Origin of the sequence: Nocardioides sp. LMS-CY (genome assembly GCF_018732145.1) — a bacterium.
GTDB lineage: Bacteria > Actinomycetota > Actinomycetes > Propionibacteriales > Nocardioidaceae > Nocardioides > Nocardioides soli.
Genome location: NZ_CP076104.1, coordinates 312,102 through 334,603 on the forward strand (window position 1 = coordinate 312,102; position 22,502 = coordinate 334,603).

The window sequence follows — 22,502 nt, forward strand, 5'->3', positions numbered from 1 at the left end:
TTGGACCGGTGAGATCGGGGGGAGCACGCACGACCGGGCGACGGCGGGCCGCCTCGCTCGCCCTCGTGCTGCTCCTGGCTGCGTCCGCCACCGCCTGCGAGGGCTCGCCGCGTGCCGACGACCGACCGGCCGACCCGGCGACGTCGGGGTCCGCGAGCGGCACGCCCACGCCGTCCGCGGTCCCGACGCTGGACCCCGCCCACGCCGTCGACGCCCCGGGTGCGCGCGAGGGCCGCTGGGGGCCGCCGGACATCATCGTGACCAGCGCCGAGACCATCCCGCCCGACCTGGTCGCCCGGATCCGCGCGCTTCCCGGCGTCACCGACGTGGAGCGGGTCGCCCGGGCGGAGATCCCGGTCGAGAACCGCACGCTCTCGGTGCTCGCGGTCGACCCCGCGACGTACCGCAACTACGTCGTCTCGCTGCCCAGCGCCAGGAAGCAGGCGATCTGGGACCGGGTCGCCGGTGGCGAGCTCGCCATCCGGCCGGCGGCCGAGCGCGAGCTGCCGGTCGACGAGCAGGGGTTCGTCGCGCTCGGCAGCACCGCCGACGCGCCCCGCATCCACGTCGGCGCCTATGCCCAGCAGACCTGGCAGGCCGACGCGGTCGTCAACGAGACGTGGGTGAAGACGCTCGGCATGACGCCGGACAACTCCCTGCTGATCCGGACGGCGACCGCCGCACCCGGACCGCTGCGCAAGCCGATCGAGCGGCTGCTGCGCGGCACCGACGCGTCGGTGCAGATGACCGACGTCGTGGCCCGCGAGGGACTGGACCCCGACGTCGTGCAGACCGCCGTCGTCGTCGGGACGATCGCCGACGCGGTGGGCGTCTACCGCTACCGGGTGCTGGGCGCCGGCAAGATCGAGCCCGACCCGGGCTGGGTCGCCGAGCACATCACCACGGAGTCGGTGCCGATCCTCGGGTCGGTCACCTGCAACAAGCTGATCCTCCCCCAGCTGCGGGCCGCCCTCGAGGAGGTCGTCTCGCGCGGGCTCGCCGACGAGATCGACCGCGACGACTACGCCGGCTGCTACTACCCGCGCTTCATCGCCGGCTCGACGACACTCTCCAACCACGCCTTCGGGCTCGCCCTCGACCTCAACGTCTCCGGCAACCAGCGCGGCACCACGGGCGAGATGGACCGCGGCGTGGTCGCCGCCTTCGAGAAGTGGGGATTCACCTGGGGCGGCCGCTGGCGCTACACCGACCCGATGCACTTCGAGATGCACGAGCTGGTCTCCCCGCGCTGACCCGGCCCCGGCGCGACTCGCTAGCCTCGGGCCATGCGCGCCGTCCAGGTCGTCCAGCCCACCGGTCCCGCCGACGTCGTCGTCAACGAGGTGCCCGAGCCGACTCCGGGGCCGGGCGACGTGCTGGTCGACGTGCACCGGATCGGGGTCTCCTTCCCCGACCTGCTGCTGAGCAAGGGGCAGTACCAGCTCAGGCCGGAGCTGCCGTTCACCCTCGGCGTCGACTTCGCCGGCGTCGTCGTCTCCGGCCCCGCGGGCTTCGAGCCCGGGCAGCGGGTCGCGGGCGTGGGGGGCTACGGCAACGCCGCCGAGCGGGTCGCGAGCCCGGCGGACTTCACGTTCGCGCTGCCCGACGGCGTCTCCCTCGACGAGGGCGCGGCGCTGCCGATGAACTACCTCACCGCGCAGTTCGCGCTCGCCGAGCGCGGTCAGCTCTGCCCGGGCGAGACCGTGCTCGTGCACGGCGCGGCCGGCGGGGTCGGGACCGCGACCCTCCAGGTGGCCCAGGGGTACGGCGCGCGCACCATCGCCGTCGTCAGCACCGAGGAGAAGGCCGCGATCGCGCGGGCCGCCGGTGCCGACGAGGTCGTGCTGCTCGACGGGTTCCTCCCGGCGGTCAAGGACCTCACCGACGGCCGGGGCGTCGACGTGGTCCTCGACGTCGTGGGCGGCGCGGCCTTCACCGACTCGCTGCGGGCGCTGGCGGCTCAGGGGCGGCTGCTGGTCGTCGGGTTCGCCGCGGGCCAGGGCATCCCGGAGGTGAAGGTCAACCGGCTGCTGCTCAACAACATCGATGTGCGCGGCGTCGGCTGGGGTGCCTACGCGATGGCGCGTCCCGGCTACCTGCAGCAGCAGTGGGCCGAGCTGCTCCCGATGATGGAGTCCGGCGTGATCCGGCCGCCGATCGGCGCGACGTACGAGCTCGAGGAGTTCGGCCGCGCCCTCGTCGACATGGAGGAGCGCCGTACGCTCGGCAAGTCCGTGGTCCGGGTGCGGGACTGACCAGCGCACCGATATCCGGTTGACCCGTCGTGGCGGGTCCCGGCCAATGGTGGGGTGGAGTCACCGCGGGTCGTCGTGCTGGTCGAGGGCGACAGCGACCGGTGCGCGGTGCACGCGCTCGCCCGGCTCCTCGGCCACGACCTCAGCGCCCACGGGGTCGCGGTCGTCGCGATGGGTGGCATCACGAACCTCCGGTCCTCCGCCCTGCGCTTCGGACCTCGCGGGCTCGACCTCCCGCTCGCCGGCCTGTACGACGCCCCCGAGGAGCACGTCGTCCGCCGCGGTCTCCGCGCGGCCGGCCTCACCGTGACCCGGGACCTCGGCGCGCTGTCGGCGCTCGGCTTCTTCGCCTGCACCGCGGACCTGGAGGACGAGCTCATCCGCGCGCTCGGCGTACCGGCCGTCGAGCGGGTGATCGGCGACGCCGGGGAGACGCGCTCGCTGGACCTGCTGGCGGCGATGCCCGCCCAGCGGTCCTGGACCCGCACCGAGGTGCTCCGCCGCTTCCTGGGATCCAAGGCGGGTCGCAAGGCGCGGTACGCGGGGTCGCTGACCGATGCCCTGGAGCCCGACCGGGTGCCGGCCCCGCTGGCGGGGGTGCTGATGCGGGCCGTCGACCTGGCACGTTGACGCCGGTTGCTCCGGTCAGGCGGCGTACTCGATGACGACGTCGGGGTAGGGGAGCTCACGTTGGAGCGGGGGTGCGACTCGGCTGGGGGTGGGTGCGCGTGGCGCATCTCCCGCCGTTTCACCGGCCGCCCGGGGAAACGGCGAGACACGCCGATGACCCGCTGGGGTGGTCAGGGAAAGCGAGGGCGACACGCCGGGGAACGACGGCGTGTCGGGCTCGCTTTGCCTGACCATCCCCGCGGTGCGACTCCGGGAGCTCTAGCGAAGGGAGCGACGGCGACGCCCGGACGGCGACCGCTGGATCGAGGCGGTGGTTTCGAGGCTCGGGCCTGGCGGCCCTCGCACCTCAACAACCGGGGTCGGGTGACGGTGGTTTCGAGGCTCGGGCCTGGCGGCCCTCGCACCTCAACCACCGAAGGGCGGGGCTACTTCTGGCGCAGGCGGACCTTGGCGGCGCCGTAGCCGGTGTGGCGGGCGGTGGCCCAGAGGCGGTGCTTCTTGTTGGACGGGGCGAAGGTGATCGAGCAGGCGCCCGAGCCGGCGGTGGTGCAGGACTTGCCGGCGGCGGTGACCTTGGCGCCCTTCACCGCGACGCCGGCATCGGTCACCTTGAAGGTGACCTTCCGCTTCGTCGCCCTCTTCCAGGCGGTCGGGGAGGCCTTGAGCGACAGGCCGGGCAGCACCAGCTGGTGGAACATCGACGCGCCGTCGCCGACGACCAGGTCGGCCGAGCCGTCGGAGCCGGCCACGGCGATCCGGTAGATCGTGGCGCCCTTCGGCGCCTTGATCGTGCTGACGGCGCCGAACCGCAGGCCCTTCGTGCCGGTGTGCGTGGCGTGCACGATGTTGGTGTCCGCCTCTGCCCACGCCACCCAGATCCGGCCGGCGGGGCCGACCGCCATCGCGTACTCCTGCGCGCCCACCGAGCCGGGGACCGTGATCGGCTTGGCCGAGCCGACCTGCCAGAGCCCGAGCCTGGTGCAGGTCGGGTAGCCGATGCAGTACGTCGCGAACAGCCCGCCGCCCGGGCGGGCGACGAACGGCGTGGACTGGCCGGGGGCGAGCGAGTCGCCGTTCGTCGTCGACTGCGGCGCCTTGATCGACGGGCCGGCGCTCGGCAGCAGCTGCCGCACGAAGGTGCCCTGCTCGGCCTCGGCCGAGCTGTTCGAGTAGTAGGCCACCCACACCGCGTCGCCCTCGCGGGCGAGGGTCGTGTGATAGGAGCAGCACTGGCCCGTGGTGAAGGCCGCGTCGGCGCCGCCGGCGTTCCAGGTCACCTCGGTGTTGAGCGGGAAGCTCACGACCGGGGTGCTGCCGTCGGCCAGGGTGGTCGCGCCGGTGCCGTAGCTGCCATAGGCGTAGCCGCTCTGCGTCAGCGCGCCCGGCTGCAGTGCCCACGAGGTGCCGGCGGCGTCGGCGAGCGAGCTGTACATCCGGCCCGCGCTGTAGGGGTTCTCGACGTCGGTGTCCTGGAGCCCGCCGAAGACCAGGCGCATGCCGCCGCCCGGTCCGGCCACGATCTTCGGGTCGTTCGGCAGGCTCGCCCAGCCGGTGACGGCGTTGCCGGTCGCGACGACCTTGCCGGTCGAGGAGACGTTGGTGAAGGCGAGGTCCTCGCTGGAGGCGTTCCGCCGGTGGTAGAGCACGTGCAGCACGCCGTCGGGGGTCCGGTAGAGCCCGGGCTCCGCGATGTTCGTGACCTCGCCGGTGGTGATCCTGGTCCACGTGCCCGGGGCGCCGCGCTGGTACGACGTACCGGCGTCTTCGGCCGCGGAGACGGAGGCTGGGGCGAGCGCGGTGAGCGTCAGTGCGCCGAGCGCGGCGGCGGCGAACAGGCGGGAGCGCATGCCGACTCCGATCGTGTGTGACCAGCGGTGCGGAACTGAGGGACGAGAGCCGAGCGTGGCATCGGCGGGGGCGCCACCGGAATGGTCCCTTCGGGTGGTTCGGCCACCGCGGCCGATCGGCGGCGTCGTTCGCCGCCCCGCCTCTACGCCCGCCCCTGGGATGGGGACTAGGGTCGAGGGCGTGAGCATTCTCGAGGACGCCCGCGAGGGCATGGACACCACCATCCGTCCGCAGGACGACCTCTTCGGTCACGTCAACGGGCGCTGGCTCGCGCAGACCGAGATCCCGTCCGACCGCTCGAGCTGGGGCCCCTTCGTCCAGCTCGCGGAGATCGCCGAGGAGCAGGTGCACGCGATCATCGAGGACCTCGCCCAGCGCGTCGCGGCGGGCGAGGACGTCGACGAGGACGCCCGCAAGATCGGCGACCTCTTCCACTCGTTCATGGACACCGAGACGATCGACGCCCAGGGCCTCCGCCCGGTGCAGCCGATGATCGACGCGGTGGCCGGGCTGCGCGACGTGCGCGACCTGGCGGCGTTCCTCGGCGAGTTCGAGCGCACCGGTGGGCACGGCCTCTTCGGGTCCTACGTCGACACCGACAGCAAGAACTCCGATCGCTACCTCTTCAACCTGGTCCAGGGCGGCCTGGGCCTGCCCGACGAGTCCTACTACCGCGACGAGAAGTTCGCCGAGGTGCGGGAGAAGTACGTCGCCTACCTGACGAGGCTCTTCACGCTCGCCGAGCGTCCCGACCCCGAGGGCGCCGCGGCCATCGTGCTCGGCATCGACACCCGGCTCGCGGCCGGCCACTGGGAGCGCGCGGAGACCCGCGACGTCCAGAAGACCTACAACCTGAAGACCAAGGCGGAGCTCGTCGAGATCTGCCCGAGCTTCGACTGGGACGCCTACGTCACCAACCTCGGCGGCTCCGACGAGACGCTCGCGGAGGTCTGCGTGCGGCAGCCGTCGTACTTCGAGCACCTGTCGACGGTGCTCGACGAGGTCCCGATCGACGACTGGCGCGAGTGGCTGCTCTCCCACGTGCTGCGCGCGGCCGCGGGCTACCTCACCGACGAGTTCGTCGAGGCCAACTTCGACTTCTACGGCCGCACCCTCAACGGCACGCCGGAGCTGCGGGCCCGCTGGAAGCGCGGAGTGGCGTTCGCCGAGGGCGCGATCGGCGAGGCCGTCGGCAAGGAGTACGTCGCGCGGCACTTCCCGCCGCGGTCGAAGGCGATGATGGACGAGCTGGTCGCCAACCTGCTCGCGGCCTACCGCCAGTCGATCTCGCGGCTCGACTGGATGACCGAGGAGACCAAGCAGCGGGCGTACGAGAAGCTCGACCGGTTCCGGCCCAAGATCGGCTACCCGGAGAAGTTCCGTGACTACTCGGCGCTCCAGGTCGCCCGCGACGACCTGCTCGGCAACGTCGCCGCCGCGTCGGCCTTCGAGACCGACCGCGAGCTCGCGAAGATCGGCGCACCGGTCGACCGCGACGAGTGGTTCATGCTGCCGCAGACCGTCAACGCCTACTACAACCCGGGCACCAACGAGATCTGCTTCCCGGCCGGGATCCTGCAGAAGCCGTTCTTCTCCGCCGACGCCGAGGAGGCCGAGAACTACGGCGGCATCGGCGCGGTCATCGGGCACGAGATCGGCCACGGCTTCGACGACCAGGGCGCGCAGTACGACGGTGCCGGCAACCTCAACGACTGGTGGACCCCCGACGACAAGTCCGCCTTCGAGGTGAAGTCGAAGAAGCTGATCGAGCAGTACGACGGCTTCGAGCCGCGCAACCTGCCCGGCGAGCACGTCAACGGTGCCCTGACCGTTGGCGAGAACATCGGCGACCTCGGCGGCCTGACGATCGGCCACACGGCGTACCTCATCGCCCGCGGCGGCTCCGCCTCCGTCGAGGAGCGGCAGCGGCTCTTCATGAACTGGGCCTACTGCTGGCGCACCAAGCGCCGCAAGGAGCTCGACCAGCAGTACCTCACCATCGACCCGCACAGCCCGCCGGAGTTCCGCGCCAACATCGTGCGCAACCTCGACGAGTTCCACGAGGTCTTCGAGACCTCCGACGGTGACGGCCTCTGGCTCGACCCCGCCGATCGGGTACGGATCTGGTGAACCTGGCCCACCGCCAGGCGGCGTACGACGTCCGCCTGGAGTGGGGCCCGACCGGCGCCGCGGCCGTGGCGGCGCCGGTGGCCGTGGTGGTCGACGTGCTGTCGTTCACGACGACGCTGAGCGTCGCGGCCGACCGCGGGATCACCGTCTATCCGTTCCGCTGGAAGGACGAGCGGGCGGCGGCGTACGCCGCGGAGCGCGGCGCCGTCCTCGCGACCGGGCGGTCCCAGCGGGAGGGCGTGAGCCTGTCGCCGGTGTCGGTGCGTGAGTCGGTGGGCGTCGAGCGGCTGGTGCTGCCCTCGCCCAACGGCTCGGCGATCAGCGTCGCCCTCGCGGAGGCCGGCGCCGAGGTCGTCGGCGCCTCGCTGCGCAACCGGTCCGCGGTCGCCCGCCGGCTCGCGGGGCGCGGGGGTGCGGTGGCGGTGGTCGCGGGCGGCGAGCGGTGGCCCGACGGGTCGCTGCGGCCGGCCGTCGAGGACCTCTGGGGCGCCGGCGCCCTCATCGCCGCGCTGGTCGACCTCGGGGTGGGCGGCCTGAGCCCGGAGGCGCGGCTGGCCGAGCGGGCGTTCCGGGCCGTCGAGCCGCACCTGGCCGACGAGCTCGCGGCGTGTGCGAGCGGCCGCGAGCTGGCCGCGATCGGCTTCGCCGGCGACGTCGCCGTGGCCGCCGAGCTCGACGGCAGCGACGTCGTACCCGTGCTGACGCACGGCGCGTTCGAGGCGGGCTGACCGACCGGAGGCGGACAGGCGCCCTGCGTCGCTGCGGCTCACGCAGGGCACCTGCCCAGGGTGTGACCCCTGCCAGCGAACGCACCCCGTGTTGCGCGCTGGCACCTTCCAGGAGCACGCCTCCGGGCCGCAGATACCTCGGTCCCGGCACTTTCCTGTGGAGGGCGGGGATCGGCGGTCGGCGGCCGCTGGTAGACAGGCGACATGAGCACGCCGACCACGACCGACGTACGCCGCAGCGCGGAGGCCCACCTCCGAGCGCTGGTCGGCCCCCGCGACGGCCAGGGCGACGCCGTGCTGCGCGAGGACCAGTGGTCGGCGATCGAGGCGCTCGTCGTGCACCGGCGCCGGGCGCTGGTGGTGCAGAAGACGGGCTGGGGCAAGTCGGCGGTCTACTTCGTCGCGACGCTGCTGCTGCGCGAGCAGGGCGCGGGCCCGACCGTGATCGTGTCGCCGCTGCTCGCGCTGATGCGCAACCAGATCGCCGCCGCGGAGCGTGCGGGCATCCGGGCGGTGACCATCAACTCCACGAACATGGAGGACTGGGAGCCGATCCAGGAGTCGATCCGGGCCGGCGAGGTCGACGTGCTGCTGGTCAGCCCCGAGCGGCTCAACAACCCCGGCTTCCGCGACGAGGTGCTGCCGCGGCTGGCGGCGACCTGCGGGCTGCTGGTCGTCGACGAGGCCCACTGCATCTCCGACTGGGGCCACGACTTCCGGCCCGACTACCGCCGGATCCGTACGCTGCTCGGCGACCTGCCCGACGGCATCCCGGTGCTCGCGACCACCGCGACCGCCAACGCCCGGGTCACCCAGGACGTCGCCGAGCAGCTGGGCCGTGCCGGATCCCTGGGAGACGTCCTGGTGCTGCGCGGCTCGCTCGACCGCGAGTCGCTGCGGCTCGGCGTGGTGCGCCTGAAGACCCCCGAGCAGCGCCTGGCCTGGCTCGCCGACCATCTCGCCGAGCAGCCCGGGTCCGGCATCGTCTACTGCCTGACGGTGGCGGCCACCCAGGAGGTCGCCGACTACCTGCGCTCGCGCGGCCACGACGTCGCGGCGTACTCCGGCCAGACCGAGACCACCGAGCGGCACGCCCTCGAGCAGGATCTCGCCGGCGGGCGGGTCAAGGCGCTGGTCGCGACCAGCGCGCTCGGCATGGGCTTCGACGCGACGCTCGGCTTCGTGGTCAACCTGGGCGCGCCCGCGTCGCCGGTGTCCTACTACCAGCAGGTCGGCCGCGCCGGCCGCGGACTCCCCGAGGATCTGGAGAGCGCCACGGTGGTGCTCCTGCCGGCGACCGAGGACCGCGACATCTGGGCCTACTTCGCCTCGCTCGCCTTCCCGCGCGAGGAGCAGGTGCGCCGCACGCTCGAGGTGCTGGCCGAGGAGGGCCGGCCGCTGAGCACCGCCACGCTCGAGACGTACGTCGACCTCAACCGCACCCGGCTCGAGACGATGCTGAAGGTGCTCGACGTCGACGGTGCCGTGCGCCGGGTCCGCGGCGGCTGGGAGGCGACCGGCCGGCCGTGGACCTACGACGAGGAGCGCTACCTCCGGGTCCGCGAGGCGCGCGAGCGCGAGCAGCAGGCGATGCTCGACTACATCGCGACCGACGGCTGCCGGATGCGCTACCTGCGTGAGCAGCTCGACGATCCCGACCTCGACGCCGAGCTCGACTGCGGCCGTTGCGACAACTGCGGCGGCCTGAGCGTCGCCACCGAGATCTCCGCCGCCGCGGTCGAGGAGGCCGAGGCCCGGCTCGCGCGGCCCGGCGTGGTGATCGAGCCGCGCAAGATGTGGCCGACCGCGCTCGGCAACCTCGGCGTCGAGCTCAAGGGCAAGATCCGGGAGGCCGCCGAGGAGGGCCGGGCCGTCGCCCGGCTCACCGACCTCGGCTACGGCAACGCGCTGCGCGAGCTCTTCGCCACGTCGACCCCGGACGGCCCGGTGCCCGTGCCGCTGGTCCGCGCGGTCATCGAGGTGCTCGACGACTGGCGGCCGCCGGTCGACGGCATCGTGGTCGTCGAGTCCGCCACTCGGCCGACGCTGACCGCCGACCTGGCCGACGGCCTCTCCCGCTACCTGCGGGTGCCGGTCGTGGGGCGGTGGGCCATCGTCGACCCCGACGTGGCGCCCGACCAGGGAGCGGCCAACTCCGCGCAGCGGATCGCCGCGGTGGGCCGGCGCTTCGGCCTCCGGGCCGAGGTGCCCGAGGGCGGCCGGATCCTGCTGGTCGACGACCGGGTCGGCACCGGCTGGACGCTCACCCTGGCCGCGCGGGCGATCCGCGGGGCGGGCGCCGCCGAGGTCCGGCCCCTGGTGCTGGCCACCCAGGCGTAGCCGGTCCGGGACTGGTCCAATCCTAGAACGCGTTCTAATCTTCGGGGATGGACAGACCCCTGCGCGTCATCCAGTGGACCACCGGCAACATCGGCCGTCGGTCGCTGCACGCGATCCTCGGCCGACCAGACCTGGAGCTGGTCGGCGTCTACGCCCACGGTGCGGAGAAGATCGGCAAGGACGCCGCCGACCTGTGCGGGTGGCCGACGCCGACCGGGGTGCTGGCCACCGGTGACGTGGCCGCGCTGCTCGCGCTCGGGGCCGACGCCTGCTGCTACAACCCGCTCTGGCCGAGCATCGACGAGCTGTGCGTGCTGCTCGAGGCGGGCGTCAACGTGTGCACCTCGGCGGCCTGGATCACCGGCGGCAAGCAGACGCCGGAGGACCTCGACCGGATCCGGAAGGCCTGCGAGCGCGGCGACGCCACGATCTTCGGCAGCGGCGCGCACCCCGGGATGACCAACCTCGTCGGCATGGTGCTCTCCGGGGCGTGCGAGCGCGTCGACGAGATCCGGATCACCGAGTCGGTCGACTGCTCGACGTACGAGAGCGCCGGCACCCAGCGGGCGATGGGCTTCTCGCAGCACCCGGACACCCCGGGCCTCGCCGAGAGCGTGCGCCGGGAGAGCGAGGTCTTCGCCGAGTCGGCGGCGATGATGGCCGACGCGCTCGGGGTCACCCTGGACGAGATGACCTTCGACGTCGAGTTCACCACCGCGACCGGCGACAGCGACCTCGGCTTCATGACGATCCCCGCCGGCACCGTCGGCGGCGTGCTGGGCTACCACCGGGGCTGGTCCGGCGGTCGCAACGTCGTCAGCGTCGGCTTCAACTGGGTGATGGGCGAGCACACCGTGCCGCCGAAGCCGCTCGCGCACGGGCACGTGATCCAGGTCTTCGGGCGACCGAACATGCGCACCGTGCTGCACTGCCTGCCGCCCGAGGACTGGACCGAGCCCGGCTTCATGGGCCTCGGGATGATCTACACCGCGATGCCGGTCACCAACGCGGTGCCGTACGTCGTCGCCGCGCCACCCGGCATCGTGACGCTCGCGGACCTGCCGCCGATCACCGGGTGGCTGGCGGGTTTCGGCTGCTGACAGCCGAAACCCGCACGACACACCGGTCGAACACGGCGTGTCGTGCGGGTCGTGGCTGCTGACAGCCGGAACCGGCTAGTGGCCGACGAGCACGGCCGGGTCGAGCTCGTGCTCGACCTTCCTGCGGGGCAGGAAGAACGCCGGCACCAGCACCAGCGCGACGAGCACGGCCGCGACCACGAACACGTCGCCGTAGACCCCGGCGGTCACGCTGGAGATCTCGTCGGGCGGGGTGCTCGGGGTGAGCTTGTCCTGCAGGCCGTTGGTCAGCAGCACGGTGAAGACCGCGGTGCCGATCGACGCGGCGACCTGCTGGACGATGTTCATCAGTGTGGAGCCCCGGGCGATCGTGTGCTCACGCAGCGTCGCCAGCGCGGCCGACATGATCGGCATCATCGTGCCGCCCATGCCGAGACCCATGATGAACAGCGAGGTCAGCAGGAAGGCGTACGACGTGGTGTCGGTCAGCGTCGAGAACATGCCCATCCCGATCGTGATGACCACGATGCCGGTCATCACGATCTTGCCGGGGCCGATCTTGTCGGCGAGCATGCCGGCGATCGGCATGGTGATCATCGCGCCGAGGCCCTGCGGGGCGAGCAGCAGCCCGGCGTTCATGGCGTCCTCGCCACGGACCTGCTGGAAGTAGAGCGGGAACAGCAGGCCGGCGCCGAAGAACGAGATCGCGAAGAGCGACATCGCGAGCACCGCGACCGTCATGTTGCGGTTCTGGAAGAGCCGCAGGTCGATGAGCGGGTGGATGTTGCGGCGGTTGAGCGCCCACGGCACGAACGCCGCGATCAGGACGATGCCGACCACGACGGGCACGACGACCTTGGTGGCGAAGAAGGTGCCGGTCTCGGGGATCGTGGAGATGCCGAAGAGGAACAGCGCCAGGCCCGGGGAGAGCATGATCATGCCCAGCCAGTCGAAGGTCTCGGACGGCTCGACGTGGTCGCGGGGCAGGACCTTCGCGGCGTAGATGATCGCGGCGACGCCGATCGGGAGGTTGATCAGGAAGATCCAGTGCCAGCTCGCGATGTCGATCAGCCAGCCGCCCAGGATCGGGCCGAAGATCGGGCCGAGCAGCATCGGGATGCCCATGATCGCCATCACGCGGCCGACCCGCTCGGGGCCGGCGACCCGGGTCAGGATCGTCATGCCGAGCGGCATCAACATGCCGCCGCCGAGACCCTGGACGACGCGGAACGCGACCAGCATCGGCAGGCTCGTGGCCAGCGCGCAGAGCGCCGACCCGGCCGCGAACAGCACGATCGCGAGGAGGTAGAGCCGCTTGGTGCCGAACCGGTCGGCCGCCCACCCGGTCATCGGGATCACCGCGGCCAGGGCCAGCGTGTAGCCGGTCATCGTCCAGGCGACCTGCGCCGCGGTGGCGTCGAACTCCTGCTTGAACGTCTCGAGCGCCACCGACACGACGGTGATGTCGAGGATGGACATGATCGCGCCCAGCACGACCACCCCCGCGATGACGAGCACGCGGCCGTCGAGCTTCTCGGTCTCCGGTTCGGGGGCTGGTTGGGTCTCAGTACTCACTCGTAGGAGGCTAGGTGTCGCCACCGACAGTGGTCATCCGACTTTCGTCTGCCGGCGACGTGGGCTTCGTCACCGCCCGAGTGCACGTTTCCGGGCTCAGCTCAGCTGCGCCTCGATCGCGCCGACGATCCGCTCGTCGTCGGGCTCGACCTTGGGCGAGAAGCGGGCCACGACCGCGCCGTCGGCGGAGACCAGGTACTTCTCGAAGTTCCACTGGACGTCGCCGGTGTCACCCTTCTCGTCGGCCGCCGCGGTGAGGGTCCGGTAGATCTCGTGCCGGCCGTCGCCGTTGACCTCGATCTTCTCGGTCATCGGGAAGGTGACGCCGTAGGTCGCGGAACAGAACTCGGCGATCTCCTCGGCGGTGCCGGGCTCCTGGCCCATGAACTGGTTGCACGGCAGGCCGACGACGGTGAAGCCACGCTCGGCGTACTTCTCCTGGAGCTGCTCCAGGCCGGTGTACTGCGGCGTGAGTCCGCACCTGCTGGCGACGTTGACCAGGAGCGCGGGGCGGCCGGCGGTGAGCTCGCCGAGGGTGGCCGGGGTGCCGTCGAGGCGGGCGATCGAGGAGTCGAGGATGGTCATGGATCGAGCGTAGGGCCTCGGCCTAGGAGGCCAGGGGCGGGTGCTGGCGGTGGGCGCGCGCGACGGTGTCCCACCCGTCGGCGCCGAGCGTGACGACCGCGACCGGGAAGATGCCGAGGTTCTCCTTGTCGATGTGCTCGGTCAGCTCGGCGAACAGCGCCTCGAGGTCGGCGCCCAGCGTCGGGGAGGAGCGGTCCAGGTCGCTGAGGGCCTCGTCGAAGGACCGGTGCTCCGCTTCCAGCTCGACGACCGCGTCGGCGAAGTCGCCCTGCTCCTTCATCGCGGTGAAGATGCCGGCCTCCTCGCGCCGCACGTGCCGGGTCAGCAGGCCGGCGAGCAGCCCCATCCGGTCCCAGGCGCCGTCGAGGTCGGCGCCGTCCAGGAGCCGGCGCACCTCGCCGGCGTGGTCGAGGAGATCGAGGTGCTCGTCCATCAGCTCGGCGATGGGCTCGACCCCGCGGCAGCCGCAGTGCTCGCACATGTCGCCGAGTCTGGGTCGTCGGACCGCGCCGGGCCAGGGCCGAAGGTCCCCGGCGCGCCGGTCCGGTGGGCCGATGGGCACGGGCGTCAGGGACTAACGTCCCTGAGACACACGGAGCAGCGCCGCCCAGGATGACGGCATGTTCCGCGGGAGGGCGGTCACCGTCACCCCGACAGCACCCTGACCCGACAGCACAGGAGGGCAGACCGATGGGTCCCGACGTCCGGACCGTCGCCGAGGTCGTCGTGCGACTGCCCAAGACGCTCGGCCGTGCGGCCACGGTTGCACAGGCCCGGTCGGCCTTCGAGCGTGACCACGTGCACATGCTGCTGCTCACCGACGATGGGCAGCTGCTCGGCACGCTGGTGCGCGCCGACCTGCCGGACGACGCGCCCGGCGCGGACCCGGCGCTGGGGTACGCCGTGCTGGAGGGCCGGACGATCCCGCCCTCGGTCGGCGTCGAGCAGGCCCGGCAGCTGCTGCTCTCCCGTGGCGAGCGACGACTCGCCGTCGTCGACGGCGAGGGGCGGCTCGTCGGGCTGCTGTGCCTGAAGCGGCGGCGTACCGGCTTCTGCAGCGATGCGGACGTCGCGGCCCGCGCCGCCGACGCCGGCACCCGAAGGGGGCGCGCCGAGCCGGTCGTCCTTGTCAGCGAGACCGGAGGTTCCCTACGTTGAAGCGCATGACCGACACCTCTCGGACAGGTCTGGACGGCGCGGGCAGCGATGCGTTGCTGCGGGCCGGACGTTTCTTCACGAGGTGGGAGGAGACCGACGACGGCCGGGCGGTGTTCCGCGAGGGCGGCCGCGCGGGCGACGTCTTCTACCGCGACCGGTGGAGCCACGACAAGGTGGTCCGCTCGACGCACGGGGTGAACTGCACCGGCTCCTGCTCGTGGAAGGTCTACGTCAAGGACGGGATCATCACCTGGGAGAGCCAGGAGACCGACTACCCCTCGGTCGGGCCGGACCGGCCGGAGTACGAGCCCCGCGGCTGTCCGCGGGGCGCGGCGTTCTCCTGGTACACCTACTCGCCCACGCGGGTGCGCTATCCCTACGCGCGCGGCGTGCTCGTCGAGATGTTCCGCGAGGCCCGCGACCGCCTCGGCGACCCGGTGGAGGCGTGGGCCGAGATCGTCGGCGACCCGGTCAAGCGACGGACGTACCAGCAGGCGCGCGGCAAGGGCGGCCTGGTGCGGGTCAGCTGGCGCGACGCGATCGACATGGTCGCCGCCGCGCACGTGCACACGATCAAGACCCACGGGCCCGACCGCTGCACCGGCTTCTCGCCGATCCCGGCGATGTCGATGGTCTCGCACGCCGCCGGCAACCGCTTCATCCAGCTCATCGGCGGCGTGATGACGTCGTTCTACGACTGGTACGCCGACCTGCCCGTCGCCAGCCCGCAGGTCTTCGGCGACCAGACCGACGTGCCCGAGTCCGGCGACTGGTGGGACGCGACGTACCTGATGATGTGGGGCTCCAACGTGCCGGTCACCCGGACGCCCGACGCCCACTGGATGGCCGAGGTCCGCTACCGCGGCACCAAGGTCGTCACGGTCAGCCCCGACTACGCCGACAACACCAAGTTCGCCGACGAGTGGATGCCCGCCCAGGCCGGCACCGACGCCGCGCTCGCGATGGCCATGGGCCACGTGCTGCTCAAGGAGTTCTTCGTCGACCGGCGCACGCCGTTCTTCGTCGACTACGTGCAGAAGTACACCGACCTGCCGTTCCTGATCCGGCTGGAGGAGCACGACGGTGCCGATTCCGGGGGAGGCCTGGTCCCGGGCAAGTTCCTCACCGCGACCGACCTGGGCGGTGCCACCCCCGAGGACGCCTGGAAGACCGTGCTGCTCGACGGCACGACCGGCGAGGCCGTCGTCCCCAACGGGTCGATGGGGTTCCGGTACGCCGAGTCCGGCAAGGGGAAGTGGAACCTCGACCTCGAGGGCGTCGCGCCGGCGCTGACCCTGGCCGGCGATGCGAGCGAGCCGGTCGAGGTGCTGCTGCCGGCCTTCGTCGACGCCGACGGCAGCGGCACGGTGCTGCGGCGCGGCGTCCCGGCCCGCCGGGTCGGTGGTCATCTCGTGACGACCGTGTTCGACCTGATGCTGGCGCAGTACGGCGTCGGCAGGGACGGCCTGCCCGGCGAGTGGCCGACCGGCTACGACGACGCGAGCACGCCGTACACCCCGGCCTGGCAGGCCGAGCGCACCAGCGTGCCGGCGGAGCAGTGCATCCGGATTGCCCGCGAGTTCGCCCGCAACTCCGAGGAGTCCGGCGGCCGCTCGATGATCATCATGGGCGCCGGCATCTGCCAGTGGTTCCACGGCGACGCGACCTACCGGGCGATCCTCTCGCTGCTGATCCTCACCGGTGCGATGGGCCGCAACGGAGGAGGGTGGGCCCACTACGTCGGGCAGGAGAAGTGCCGCCCGATCACCGGGTGGATCTCGCTCGCGAACGCGCTGGACTGGAGCCGGCCGCCGCGCACGATGACCGGCACGTCGTTCTGGTACATGCACACCGGCCAGTGGCGCACCGACGGCTACTCGGCCGACTCGCTCAACTCCCCGCTCGCTCGGGGGCATCTCTCCGGGAAGCACACCGCCGACGTCATCGCGGAGTCGGCGCGCAAGGGCTGGATGCCCTTCTATCCGCAGTTCGACCGGAGCTCGCTCGACGTCGGCGCGGAGGCGGCCGCTGCCGACGACCCGGCGCAGTACGTCAAGGACGCGCTCGCGGACGGGCGGCTGAAGCCCGCGATCGCCGACGTCGACGCACCGGAGTCCTGGCCGCGCACCCTCGTGCTCTGGCGCTCCAACCTCTTCGGCTCCAGCGCGAAGGGCAACGAGTACTTCCTCAGGAACCTGCTGGGCACGCACTCCAACGTGCTCGGGAGCGAGAACCCGGCCGCGCCCCGGCCGAGCGAGGTGGCGTGGCACGACGAGGCACCGGAGGGCAAGCTCGACCTGCTCGTCTCCGCCGACTTCCGGATGACCTCGACGACGCTGCTCTCCGACGTCGTGCTGCCGGCGGCGACCTGGTACGAGAAGCACGATCTCTCCTCGACCGACATGCACCCCTTCGTGCACGCCTTCAGCCCGGCGATCGACCCACCGTGGGAGGCGCGCACCGACTTCGAGACGTTCCACGCGATCGCGCAGCGGCTCTCCGAGCTGTCGAAGAAGCACCTCGGCACGCGCCAGGACCTGGTCAGCGTCCCGCTGCAGCACGACACCCCGGGCGAGACGCCGCGCGACCCGTACGACACGACCCCGGTCTTCCAGGTGGTCGAGCGCGACTACACCGCGATCGCCGACAAGCTCGCCAGCGTCGGCCCACTCGCCGACACCCTCGGGTTCACGGTCAAGAACGTCACCTACCGGCTCGAGGAGCAGGTCGCCGCGCTCGCCCGGAGCAACGGCGTGATGTCGTCCGGTGCCGGCGCCGGGCGGCCCTCGATCGCCACCGACCAGCACCTGGCCGAGGCGATCCTGCGCTTCTCCGGCACGTCGAACGGCGCACTCGCGGTGCAGGGCTTCCGGACCCTCGAGGAGCGGGTCGGCAAGCAGCTGCACGACCTGGCCGAAGGGTCGGAGGAGAAGCGGATCAGCTTCGCCGACACCCAGGCGGCGCCGGTGCCGGTGATCACCTCGCCGGAGTGGTCGGGCTCGGAGACCGGGGGACGCCGCTACGCGCCGTTCACCGTCAACATCGAGCGGCTCAAGCCGTTCCACACCCTGACCGGGCGGATGCACTTCTACCTCGACCACGACTGGATGACCGACGTGGGCGAGGCGCTGCCGACGTACCGGCCGCCGCTGGACATGCAACGGCTCTTCGGCGAGCCGGCGCTCGGCTCCGACGGACAGCTGCAGATCACGGTGCGCTACCTGACCCCGCACTCGAAGTGGTCGATCCACTCCGAGTACCAGGACAACCTCTTCATGCTGTCGCTCTCCCGCGGTGGCCCGACGGTCTGGATGAGCCCGCAGGACGCCGGCGCGATCGACGTCCACGACAACGACTGGGTCGAGGCGACCAACGCGAACGGCGTCCTGGTCGCCCGGGCGATCGTCAGCCACCGGATGCCGCAGGGCGTGGTCTACGTGCACCACGCGCAGGAGCGGACCATCGACGTACCCAAGTCGGAGGCGACCGGCCGCCGCGGCGGCATCCACAACTCCGTGACCCGGCTGCTGGTCAAGCCGACGCACCTGATCGGCGGCTACGCCCAGCTGTCCTACACGTTCAACTACCTCGGCCCGACCGGCAACCAGCGCGACATGGTCTCCACGATCCGCAAGCGCTCGCAGGAGGTGACCTACTGATGGGTGGTTTCGAGACAGGCGCTAGCGCGCCTTCCTCAACCACCGAGACGGTGGTTGAGGTGCGAGGAGCGCCAGCGACGAGCCTCGAAACCACCATCGGAGGGGAGAGCTGATGCGCGTCATGGCCCAGATGGGCATGGTGATGAACCTCGACAAGTGCATCGGGTGCCAGACCTGCTCGGTGACCTGCAAGCAGGCGTGGACCAACCGGGCCGGCACCGAGTACGTCTGGTTCAACAATGTCGAGACCCGCCCCGGCCAGGGCTACCCGCGCCGCTACGAGGACCAGGAGCAGTGGCACGGCGGCTGGGAGCTGAACAAGCGCGGCCGGCTCCAGCTCAAGACCGGCGGCCGGCTCAAGCGGCTGCTGTCGATCTTCGCCAGCCCGGTGCAGCCGGAGCTCAAGGACTACTACGAGCCCTGGACCTACGACTACGCGACGCTGGTCGAGGCCCCGCTCGGCGACGACTTCCCGGTGGCCCGGCCCAAGTCGCTGATCACCGGCGAGGACACCAAGGTCACCTGGTCGGCCAACTGGGACGACAACCTGGGCGGCACGTCGGAGCTGGGCCACCTCGACCCGATCGTCGCGAAGATCCGCCAGGAGTCCGAGGACAAGATCAAGTTCGAGTTCGAGCAGACCTTCATGTTCTACCTGCCGCGGATCTGCGAGCACTGCCTGAACCCGTCGTGCATGGCCTCCTGCCCCTCCGGCGCGATCTACAAGCGCTCCGAGGACGGCATCGTGCTCGTCGACCAGGACCGCTGCCGGGGCTGGCGCCAGTGCATCACCGGCTGCCCGTACAAGAAGATCTACTTCAACCACAAGTCCGGCAAGGCCGAGAAGTGCACGTTCTGCTACCCGCGGATCGAGGTCGGCATCCCGACCGTGTGCGCGGAGACCTGCGTCGGCCGGCTGCGCTACCTCGGGCTCTTCCTGTACGACGCCGACGCCGTCACCGCGGCGGCCTCGGTGCCCGACGAGAAGGACCTCTACGAGGCGCAGATGGACCTGCTCCTCGACCCGGAGGACCCGCAGGTGATCGCCGCGGCGCGGGAGCAGGGCATCCCCGAGGACTGGCTGGACGCCGCCCGGCGCTCCCCGGTCTACGCGCTGGCGAAGAAGTACCGCGTCGCGCTGCCGCTGCACCCGGAGTACCGCACGATGCCGATGGTCTGGTACGTCCCGCCGCTGTCCCCGATCGTCGACCTGCTCTCCGAGCAGGGGCACGACGCCGAGGACCGCGACGTGCTCTTCGGCGCGATCGAGGCGCTGCGGATCCCGATCGAGTACCTCGCCGAGCTCTTCAGTGCCGGCGACACCGAGGTGATCGACGGCGTGCTGCGCAAGCTGGCCGCGATGCGCTCCTACATGCGCGGCATCAACCTGGGCCGCGAGCCGGACGAGTCCATCCCGGCCTCGGTCGGCCTGAGCGGCGAGACGATGTACGAGATGTACCGCCTGATGGCGATCGCCAAGTACGACGAGCGCTACGTGATCCCGAAGGCGCACGTCGAGCAGGCCCACGACCTCGAGGAGCTCGGCTGCTCGCTCGACTACGACGAGGGCCCGGGCATGTACGGCCCGTTCGGCGAGGCCAGCGGTCGCCCGGTACCGGTCGCGGTCGAGAACTTCCAGGCGCTGCAGCAGCGCCAGACCAGCGACGAGCCCGCCGGCAACGAGGAGCTGCGCGGCCGGGTCAACCTGCTCAACTGGGACGGCAACGGCACCCCTCGGGGGCTGTTCCCGCCGCGGCGGGAGGAGGAGTCGCGATGAGCGCGGGACGGGGTGGTTTCGAGGCTCGCTTCGCTCGCACCTCAACCACCGACACGGTGGTTGAGGTGCGAAGGCCGCTAGGCCTGAGCCTCGAAACCACCACCAGGGAGGCGACGACATGAGGGCGCGGGTGACCCGACAGGCCGCGTCGTACCTGCTCGCCTACCCCGACCAGGCGCTGCTCGACCGGGTGCCGCTGCTGCGGGACGCGTTGGCCGAGCAGGGGGTCGACGGCCTCGACGCCTTCCTCGACCATCTCGAGGGCACTCCGCTGCGCGAGCTGGAGCGGCAGTACGTCGAGGTCTTCGACCTCTCCCGCCGGCACGCGCTCTACCTGTCCTACTGGACCGATGGCGACACCCGGCGGCGGGGCGAGGTGCTGGCGCGGTTCAAGGCGGCGTACCGGGCCTGCGGCTTCGTCGTCGACACCTCCGGTGAGCTGCCCGACTACCTGCCGATGGTGCTGGAGTTCGCGGCGATCGCCGACCCGGAGGTGGGCGAGACGATCCTGCGCGAGTACCGCCCCAGCCTGGAGCTGCTGCGGATCGGTCTCGAGGAGGACGGGGCGCCGTACGCCGAGGTGGTGGCGGCCGTCTGCGCCACCCTGCCGGGCGCCTCGCCCGCCGATCGGGCCGCCGTGCAGGCGATGGTCGGCGGCCCGCCGACGGAGTTCGTCGGCCTCGAGCCCTACGACCCGCGCCTGCTGCCGATGGCCAACAGCGGAGGAGAGCGCCCATGAACGTGCTGCTCTGGGGCGTGCTGCCCTACCTGGTGATCGCGACGCTCGTGCTCGGCACGATCTGGCGCTATCGCTACGACAAGTTCGGCTGGACCACCCGGTCCTCCCAGCTCTACGAGTCGCGGCTGCTGCGGATCGGGTCGCCGCTCTTCCACTTCGGCATCCTCGTGGTGTTCATCGGCCACGTCGGCGGCCTGCTGATCCCGGAGGACTGGACCGAGGCGGTCGGGATCTCCGAGAGCATGTACCACTTCAACGCCCTGCTCTTCGGCGGCATCGCCGGCTTCTGCACGCTGGCCGGGATCATCATCCTGGTCGTCCGGCGGCGCAGGACCGGGCCGGTCTTCATGGCGACCACCGTCAACGACAAGGTGATGTACGTGCTGCTCGTCGGCGCGATCACGCTCGGCCTCTGGACGACGCTGGTCGCGGTCGGCGCCGGGTCGGAGGCGCACAACTACCGTGAGACGGTCTCGCCGTGGTTCCGCTCGATCTGGCGGCTCAACCCTGACGTCCACGCCATGGCCGAGGCGCCGATCCAGTTCCACGTGCACGTGCTGGTCGGGATGCTGCTCTTCGCCGCGTGGCCGTTCACCCGGCTCGTGCACGCGTTCACCGCGCCCGTGCACTACCTCTTCCGCCCCTACATCGTCTACCGGAGCCGCGACGCCCGGACCCCGGCGCCGACCGGCCGGCCGCGCGCCGGCTGGAGTCCGGTGGGCACTCCCGACCGGGATCGGAGCAACCGATGAGCCACACGAGCGACACCGCCGTCGTACCGGATCTCAGGTCCGGTCAGTCGAAGAACCTCGCACTCGCGACGCTCGCCTTCGCGGTGAGCTTCTGGGCGTGGAACATGATCGCGCCGCTCGGCGTCCGCTACGCCGAGAGCATGGGCCTCACCTCGGGTGAGAAGTCGCTGCTGGTCGCGACGCCGGTGCTGGTCGGCTCGCTCGGCCGGATCCTGGCGGGCGCGCTGACCGACCGCTTCGGCGGCCGGCTGATGTTCACGGTCCTGCTGGTGGCGACCGCGCCGTTCGTGCTGCTGGTCGCGTTCGCCGGCGACCAGGACTCCTACGGCCTGATGCTGCTCTTCGGCTTCTTCCTCGGGATCGGCGGCACCACGTTCGCGGTCGGCATCCCCTTCGTCAACGCGTGGTTCGCGGCCGACCGGCGCGGCTTCGCCACCGGCGTCTTCGGCGCCGGCATGGGCGGCACCGCGCTGTCGGCGTTCTTCACCCCGCGGTTCGTCGACTGGTTCGGGTACGGCGTGACGCACGTGATCATCGCGGTCGCGCTGGTCGTCGTCGCGCTCGTGGTCTGGTCGGCGATGCGGGACTCGCCGGTCTGGTCGCCCAACACCGACCCCGTGGTGCCCAAGCTCGCCGCGGCGATGCGGCTCCCGGTGACCTGGCAGATGTCGTTCCTCTACGCCGTCGCCTTCGGCGGCTTCGTGGCGTTCTCGACCTACCTCCCGACGTACCTCAAGGACGTCTACGAGTTCGACCTCACCCAGGCCGGCACCCGGACCGCCGGCTTCGCGATCGCCGCGGTGGTCTGCCGGCCGATCGGCGGCGTGCTCTCCGACCGGATCGGGCCGCGGGCCGTGGCGGCGACCTCGTTCGCCGGCGCCGCGGTGATGGCTGTCGTGGTCGCCCTCCAGCCCGAGCCGGAGATCCCGGCCGGGATCTCGTTCGTGGTGCTCGCCGCGTTCCTCGGCCTCGGCACCGGCGGCGTCTTCGCCTGGGTCGCCGCGACGGCGCCCAAGGAGCGCGTGGGCAGCGTCTCGGGCATCGTCGGCGCCGCCGGCGGCCTCGGTGGGTTCTTCCCGCCCCTGGTGATGGGCGCGACGTACGACGAGGCCGACCACAGCTACACGATCGGGCTGATGCTGCTGTGCGCTACCGCACTCGTGGCGCTGCTCTACACGCTGCTGGGCATCAAGAAGCGGAAGGAGCCCGTCTCCGGCTGAGGGTGTCGTCGGGCCGGCCGGTCGGTC

The 22,502-nt window shown here is 71.7% G+C and carries 17 protein-coding genes; 13 read left to right on the forward strand and 4 right to left on the reverse strand.

From position 1 onward, the window contains the following. The first annotated feature begins 8 nt into the window (after window positions 1-8). From KM427_RS01470 to KM427_RS01480, 3 genes are read left to right on the forward strand one after another with little or no spacing between them, the layout of a single operon-like run. Entirely contained in the window at window positions 9-1,253 is a 1,245-nt protein-coding gene (locus tag KM427_RS01470; RefSeq protein WP_252274943.1) for a M15 family metallopeptidase, read from the forward strand. Window positions 1,254-1,286: 33 nt separating this feature from the next. Beyond that, a complete protein-coding gene (locus KM427_RS01475) occupies window positions 1,287-2,255 on the forward strand; it encodes an NADPH:quinone oxidoreductase family protein (protein WP_183595475.1) in 969 nt (322 codons plus the stop codon). A gap of 54 nt (window positions 2,256-2,309) precedes the next feature. Then, a complete protein-coding gene (locus tag KM427_RS01480) occupies window positions 2,310-2,885 on the forward strand; it encodes a TOPRIM nucleotidyl transferase/hydrolase domain-containing protein (RefSeq protein WP_215526010.1) in 576 nt (191 codons plus the stop codon). Window positions 2,886-3,310: 425 nt separating this feature from the next. Here KM427_RS01480 and KM427_RS01485 read toward each other — a convergent pair whose 3' ends face one another. Further along, complete coding sequence (locus KM427_RS01485) at window positions 3,311-4,732, reverse strand: hypothetical protein (protein ID WP_215526011.1); 1,422 nt, start codon at window positions 4,730-4,732, stop codon at window positions 3,311-3,313. A gap of 181 nt (window positions 4,733-4,913) precedes the next feature. On the opposite strand from KM427_RS01485, the gene KM427_RS01490 reads away from it, so the two are divergent. The 4 genes from KM427_RS01490 (at window position 4,914) to KM427_RS01505 (ending at window position 11,031) form a co-directional block, all read left to right on the forward strand. Further along, on the forward strand, window positions 4,914-6,863 hold the full coding sequence (locus KM427_RS01490) for a M13 family metallopeptidase (protein ID WP_286674264.1): 1,950 nt from the start codon (window positions 4,914-4,916) through the stop codon (window positions 6,861-6,863). Beyond that, a complete protein-coding gene (locus tag KM427_RS01495; protein ID WP_215526012.1) occupies window positions 6,860-7,591 on the forward strand; it encodes a 2-phosphosulfolactate phosphatase in 732 nt (243 codons plus the stop codon). Before KM427_RS01490 ends, KM427_RS01495 begins: the two co-directional genes overlap by 4 nt. Before the next feature lie 204 nt (window positions 7,592-7,795). Continuing rightward, window positions 7,796-9,931: a RecQ family ATP-dependent DNA helicase gene (locus KM427_RS01500; protein ID WP_215526013.1), complete on the forward strand. Its 2,136-nt coding sequence runs from the start codon at window positions 7,796-7,798 to the stop codon at window positions 9,929-9,931. A 47-nt stretch (window positions 9,932-9,978) separates the two neighbouring features. Next, window positions 9,979-11,031 (forward strand): NAD(P)H-dependent amine dehydrogenase family protein, encoded by a 1,053-nt coding sequence (locus KM427_RS01505; protein WP_215526014.1) that lies wholly within the window; start codon window positions 9,979-9,981, stop codon window positions 11,029-11,031. 75 nt (window positions 11,032-11,106) lie between these two features. On the opposite strand, the gene KM427_RS01510 is transcribed toward KM427_RS01505, so the two are convergent. The 3 genes from KM427_RS01510 to KM427_RS01520 form a co-directional block, all read right to left on the reverse strand. After that, window positions 11,107-12,585 (reverse strand): DHA2 family efflux MFS transporter permease subunit, encoded by a 1,479-nt coding sequence (locus KM427_RS01510; protein WP_183595469.1) that lies wholly within the window; start codon window positions 12,583-12,585, stop codon window positions 11,107-11,109. Between the two features lie 96 nt (window positions 12,586-12,681). Beyond that, window positions 12,682-13,170 (reverse strand): glutathione peroxidase, encoded by a 489-nt coding sequence (locus KM427_RS01515; protein WP_215526015.1) that lies wholly within the window; start codon window positions 13,168-13,170, stop codon window positions 12,682-12,684. Between the two features lie 22 nt (window positions 13,171-13,192). Next, complete coding sequence (locus KM427_RS01520; RefSeq protein ID WP_183595467.1) at window positions 13,193-13,651, reverse strand: hemerythrin domain-containing protein; 459 nt, start codon at window positions 13,649-13,651, stop codon at window positions 13,193-13,195. A 209-nt stretch (window positions 13,652-13,860) separates the two neighbouring features. Between KM427_RS01520 and KM427_RS01525 the strand changes: the two genes are divergently transcribed. The 6 genes from KM427_RS01525 to KM427_RS01550 all read left to right on the forward strand — a co-directional run bounded on the left by KM427_RS01525 (window position 13,861) and on the right by KM427_RS01550 (window position 22,475). Beyond that, the gene (locus tag KM427_RS01525) at window positions 13,861-14,328 is read left to right on the forward strand and encodes a CBS domain-containing protein (protein WP_183595466.1); all 468 of its coding nucleotides are present in this window, start codon (window positions 13,861-13,863) and stop codon (window positions 14,326-14,328) included. A 5-nt stretch (window positions 14,329-14,333) separates the two neighbouring features. Continuing rightward, complete coding sequence (locus tag KM427_RS01530; protein WP_183595465.1) at window positions 14,334-17,987, forward strand: nitrate reductase subunit alpha; 3,654 nt, start codon at window positions 14,334-14,336, stop codon at window positions 17,985-17,987. A gap of 112 nt (window positions 17,988-18,099) precedes the next feature. After that, window positions 18,100-19,764: a nitrate reductase subunit beta gene (narH, locus tag KM427_RS01535; protein ID WP_183595464.1), complete on the forward strand. Its 1,665-nt coding sequence runs from the start codon at window positions 18,100-18,102 to the stop codon at window positions 19,762-19,764. Between the two features lie 118 nt (window positions 19,765-19,882). Beyond that, complete coding sequence (gene narJ / locus KM427_RS01540) at window positions 19,883-20,503, forward strand: nitrate reductase molybdenum cofactor assembly chaperone (protein ID WP_183595463.1); 621 nt, start codon at window positions 19,883-19,885, stop codon at window positions 20,501-20,503. Then, on the forward strand, window positions 20,500-21,255 hold the full coding sequence (gene narI / locus KM427_RS01545; protein ID WP_215526016.1) for a respiratory nitrate reductase subunit gamma: 756 nt from the start codon (window positions 20,500-20,502) through the stop codon (window positions 21,253-21,255). Before narJ ends, narI begins: the two co-directional genes overlap by 4 nt. Next, complete coding sequence (locus KM427_RS01550; RefSeq protein ID WP_215526017.1) at window positions 21,252-22,475, forward strand: MFS transporter; 1,224 nt, start codon at window positions 21,252-21,254, stop codon at window positions 22,473-22,475. Before narI ends, KM427_RS01550 begins: the two co-directional genes overlap by 4 nt. Window positions 22,476-22,502 lie beyond the last annotated feature (27 nt).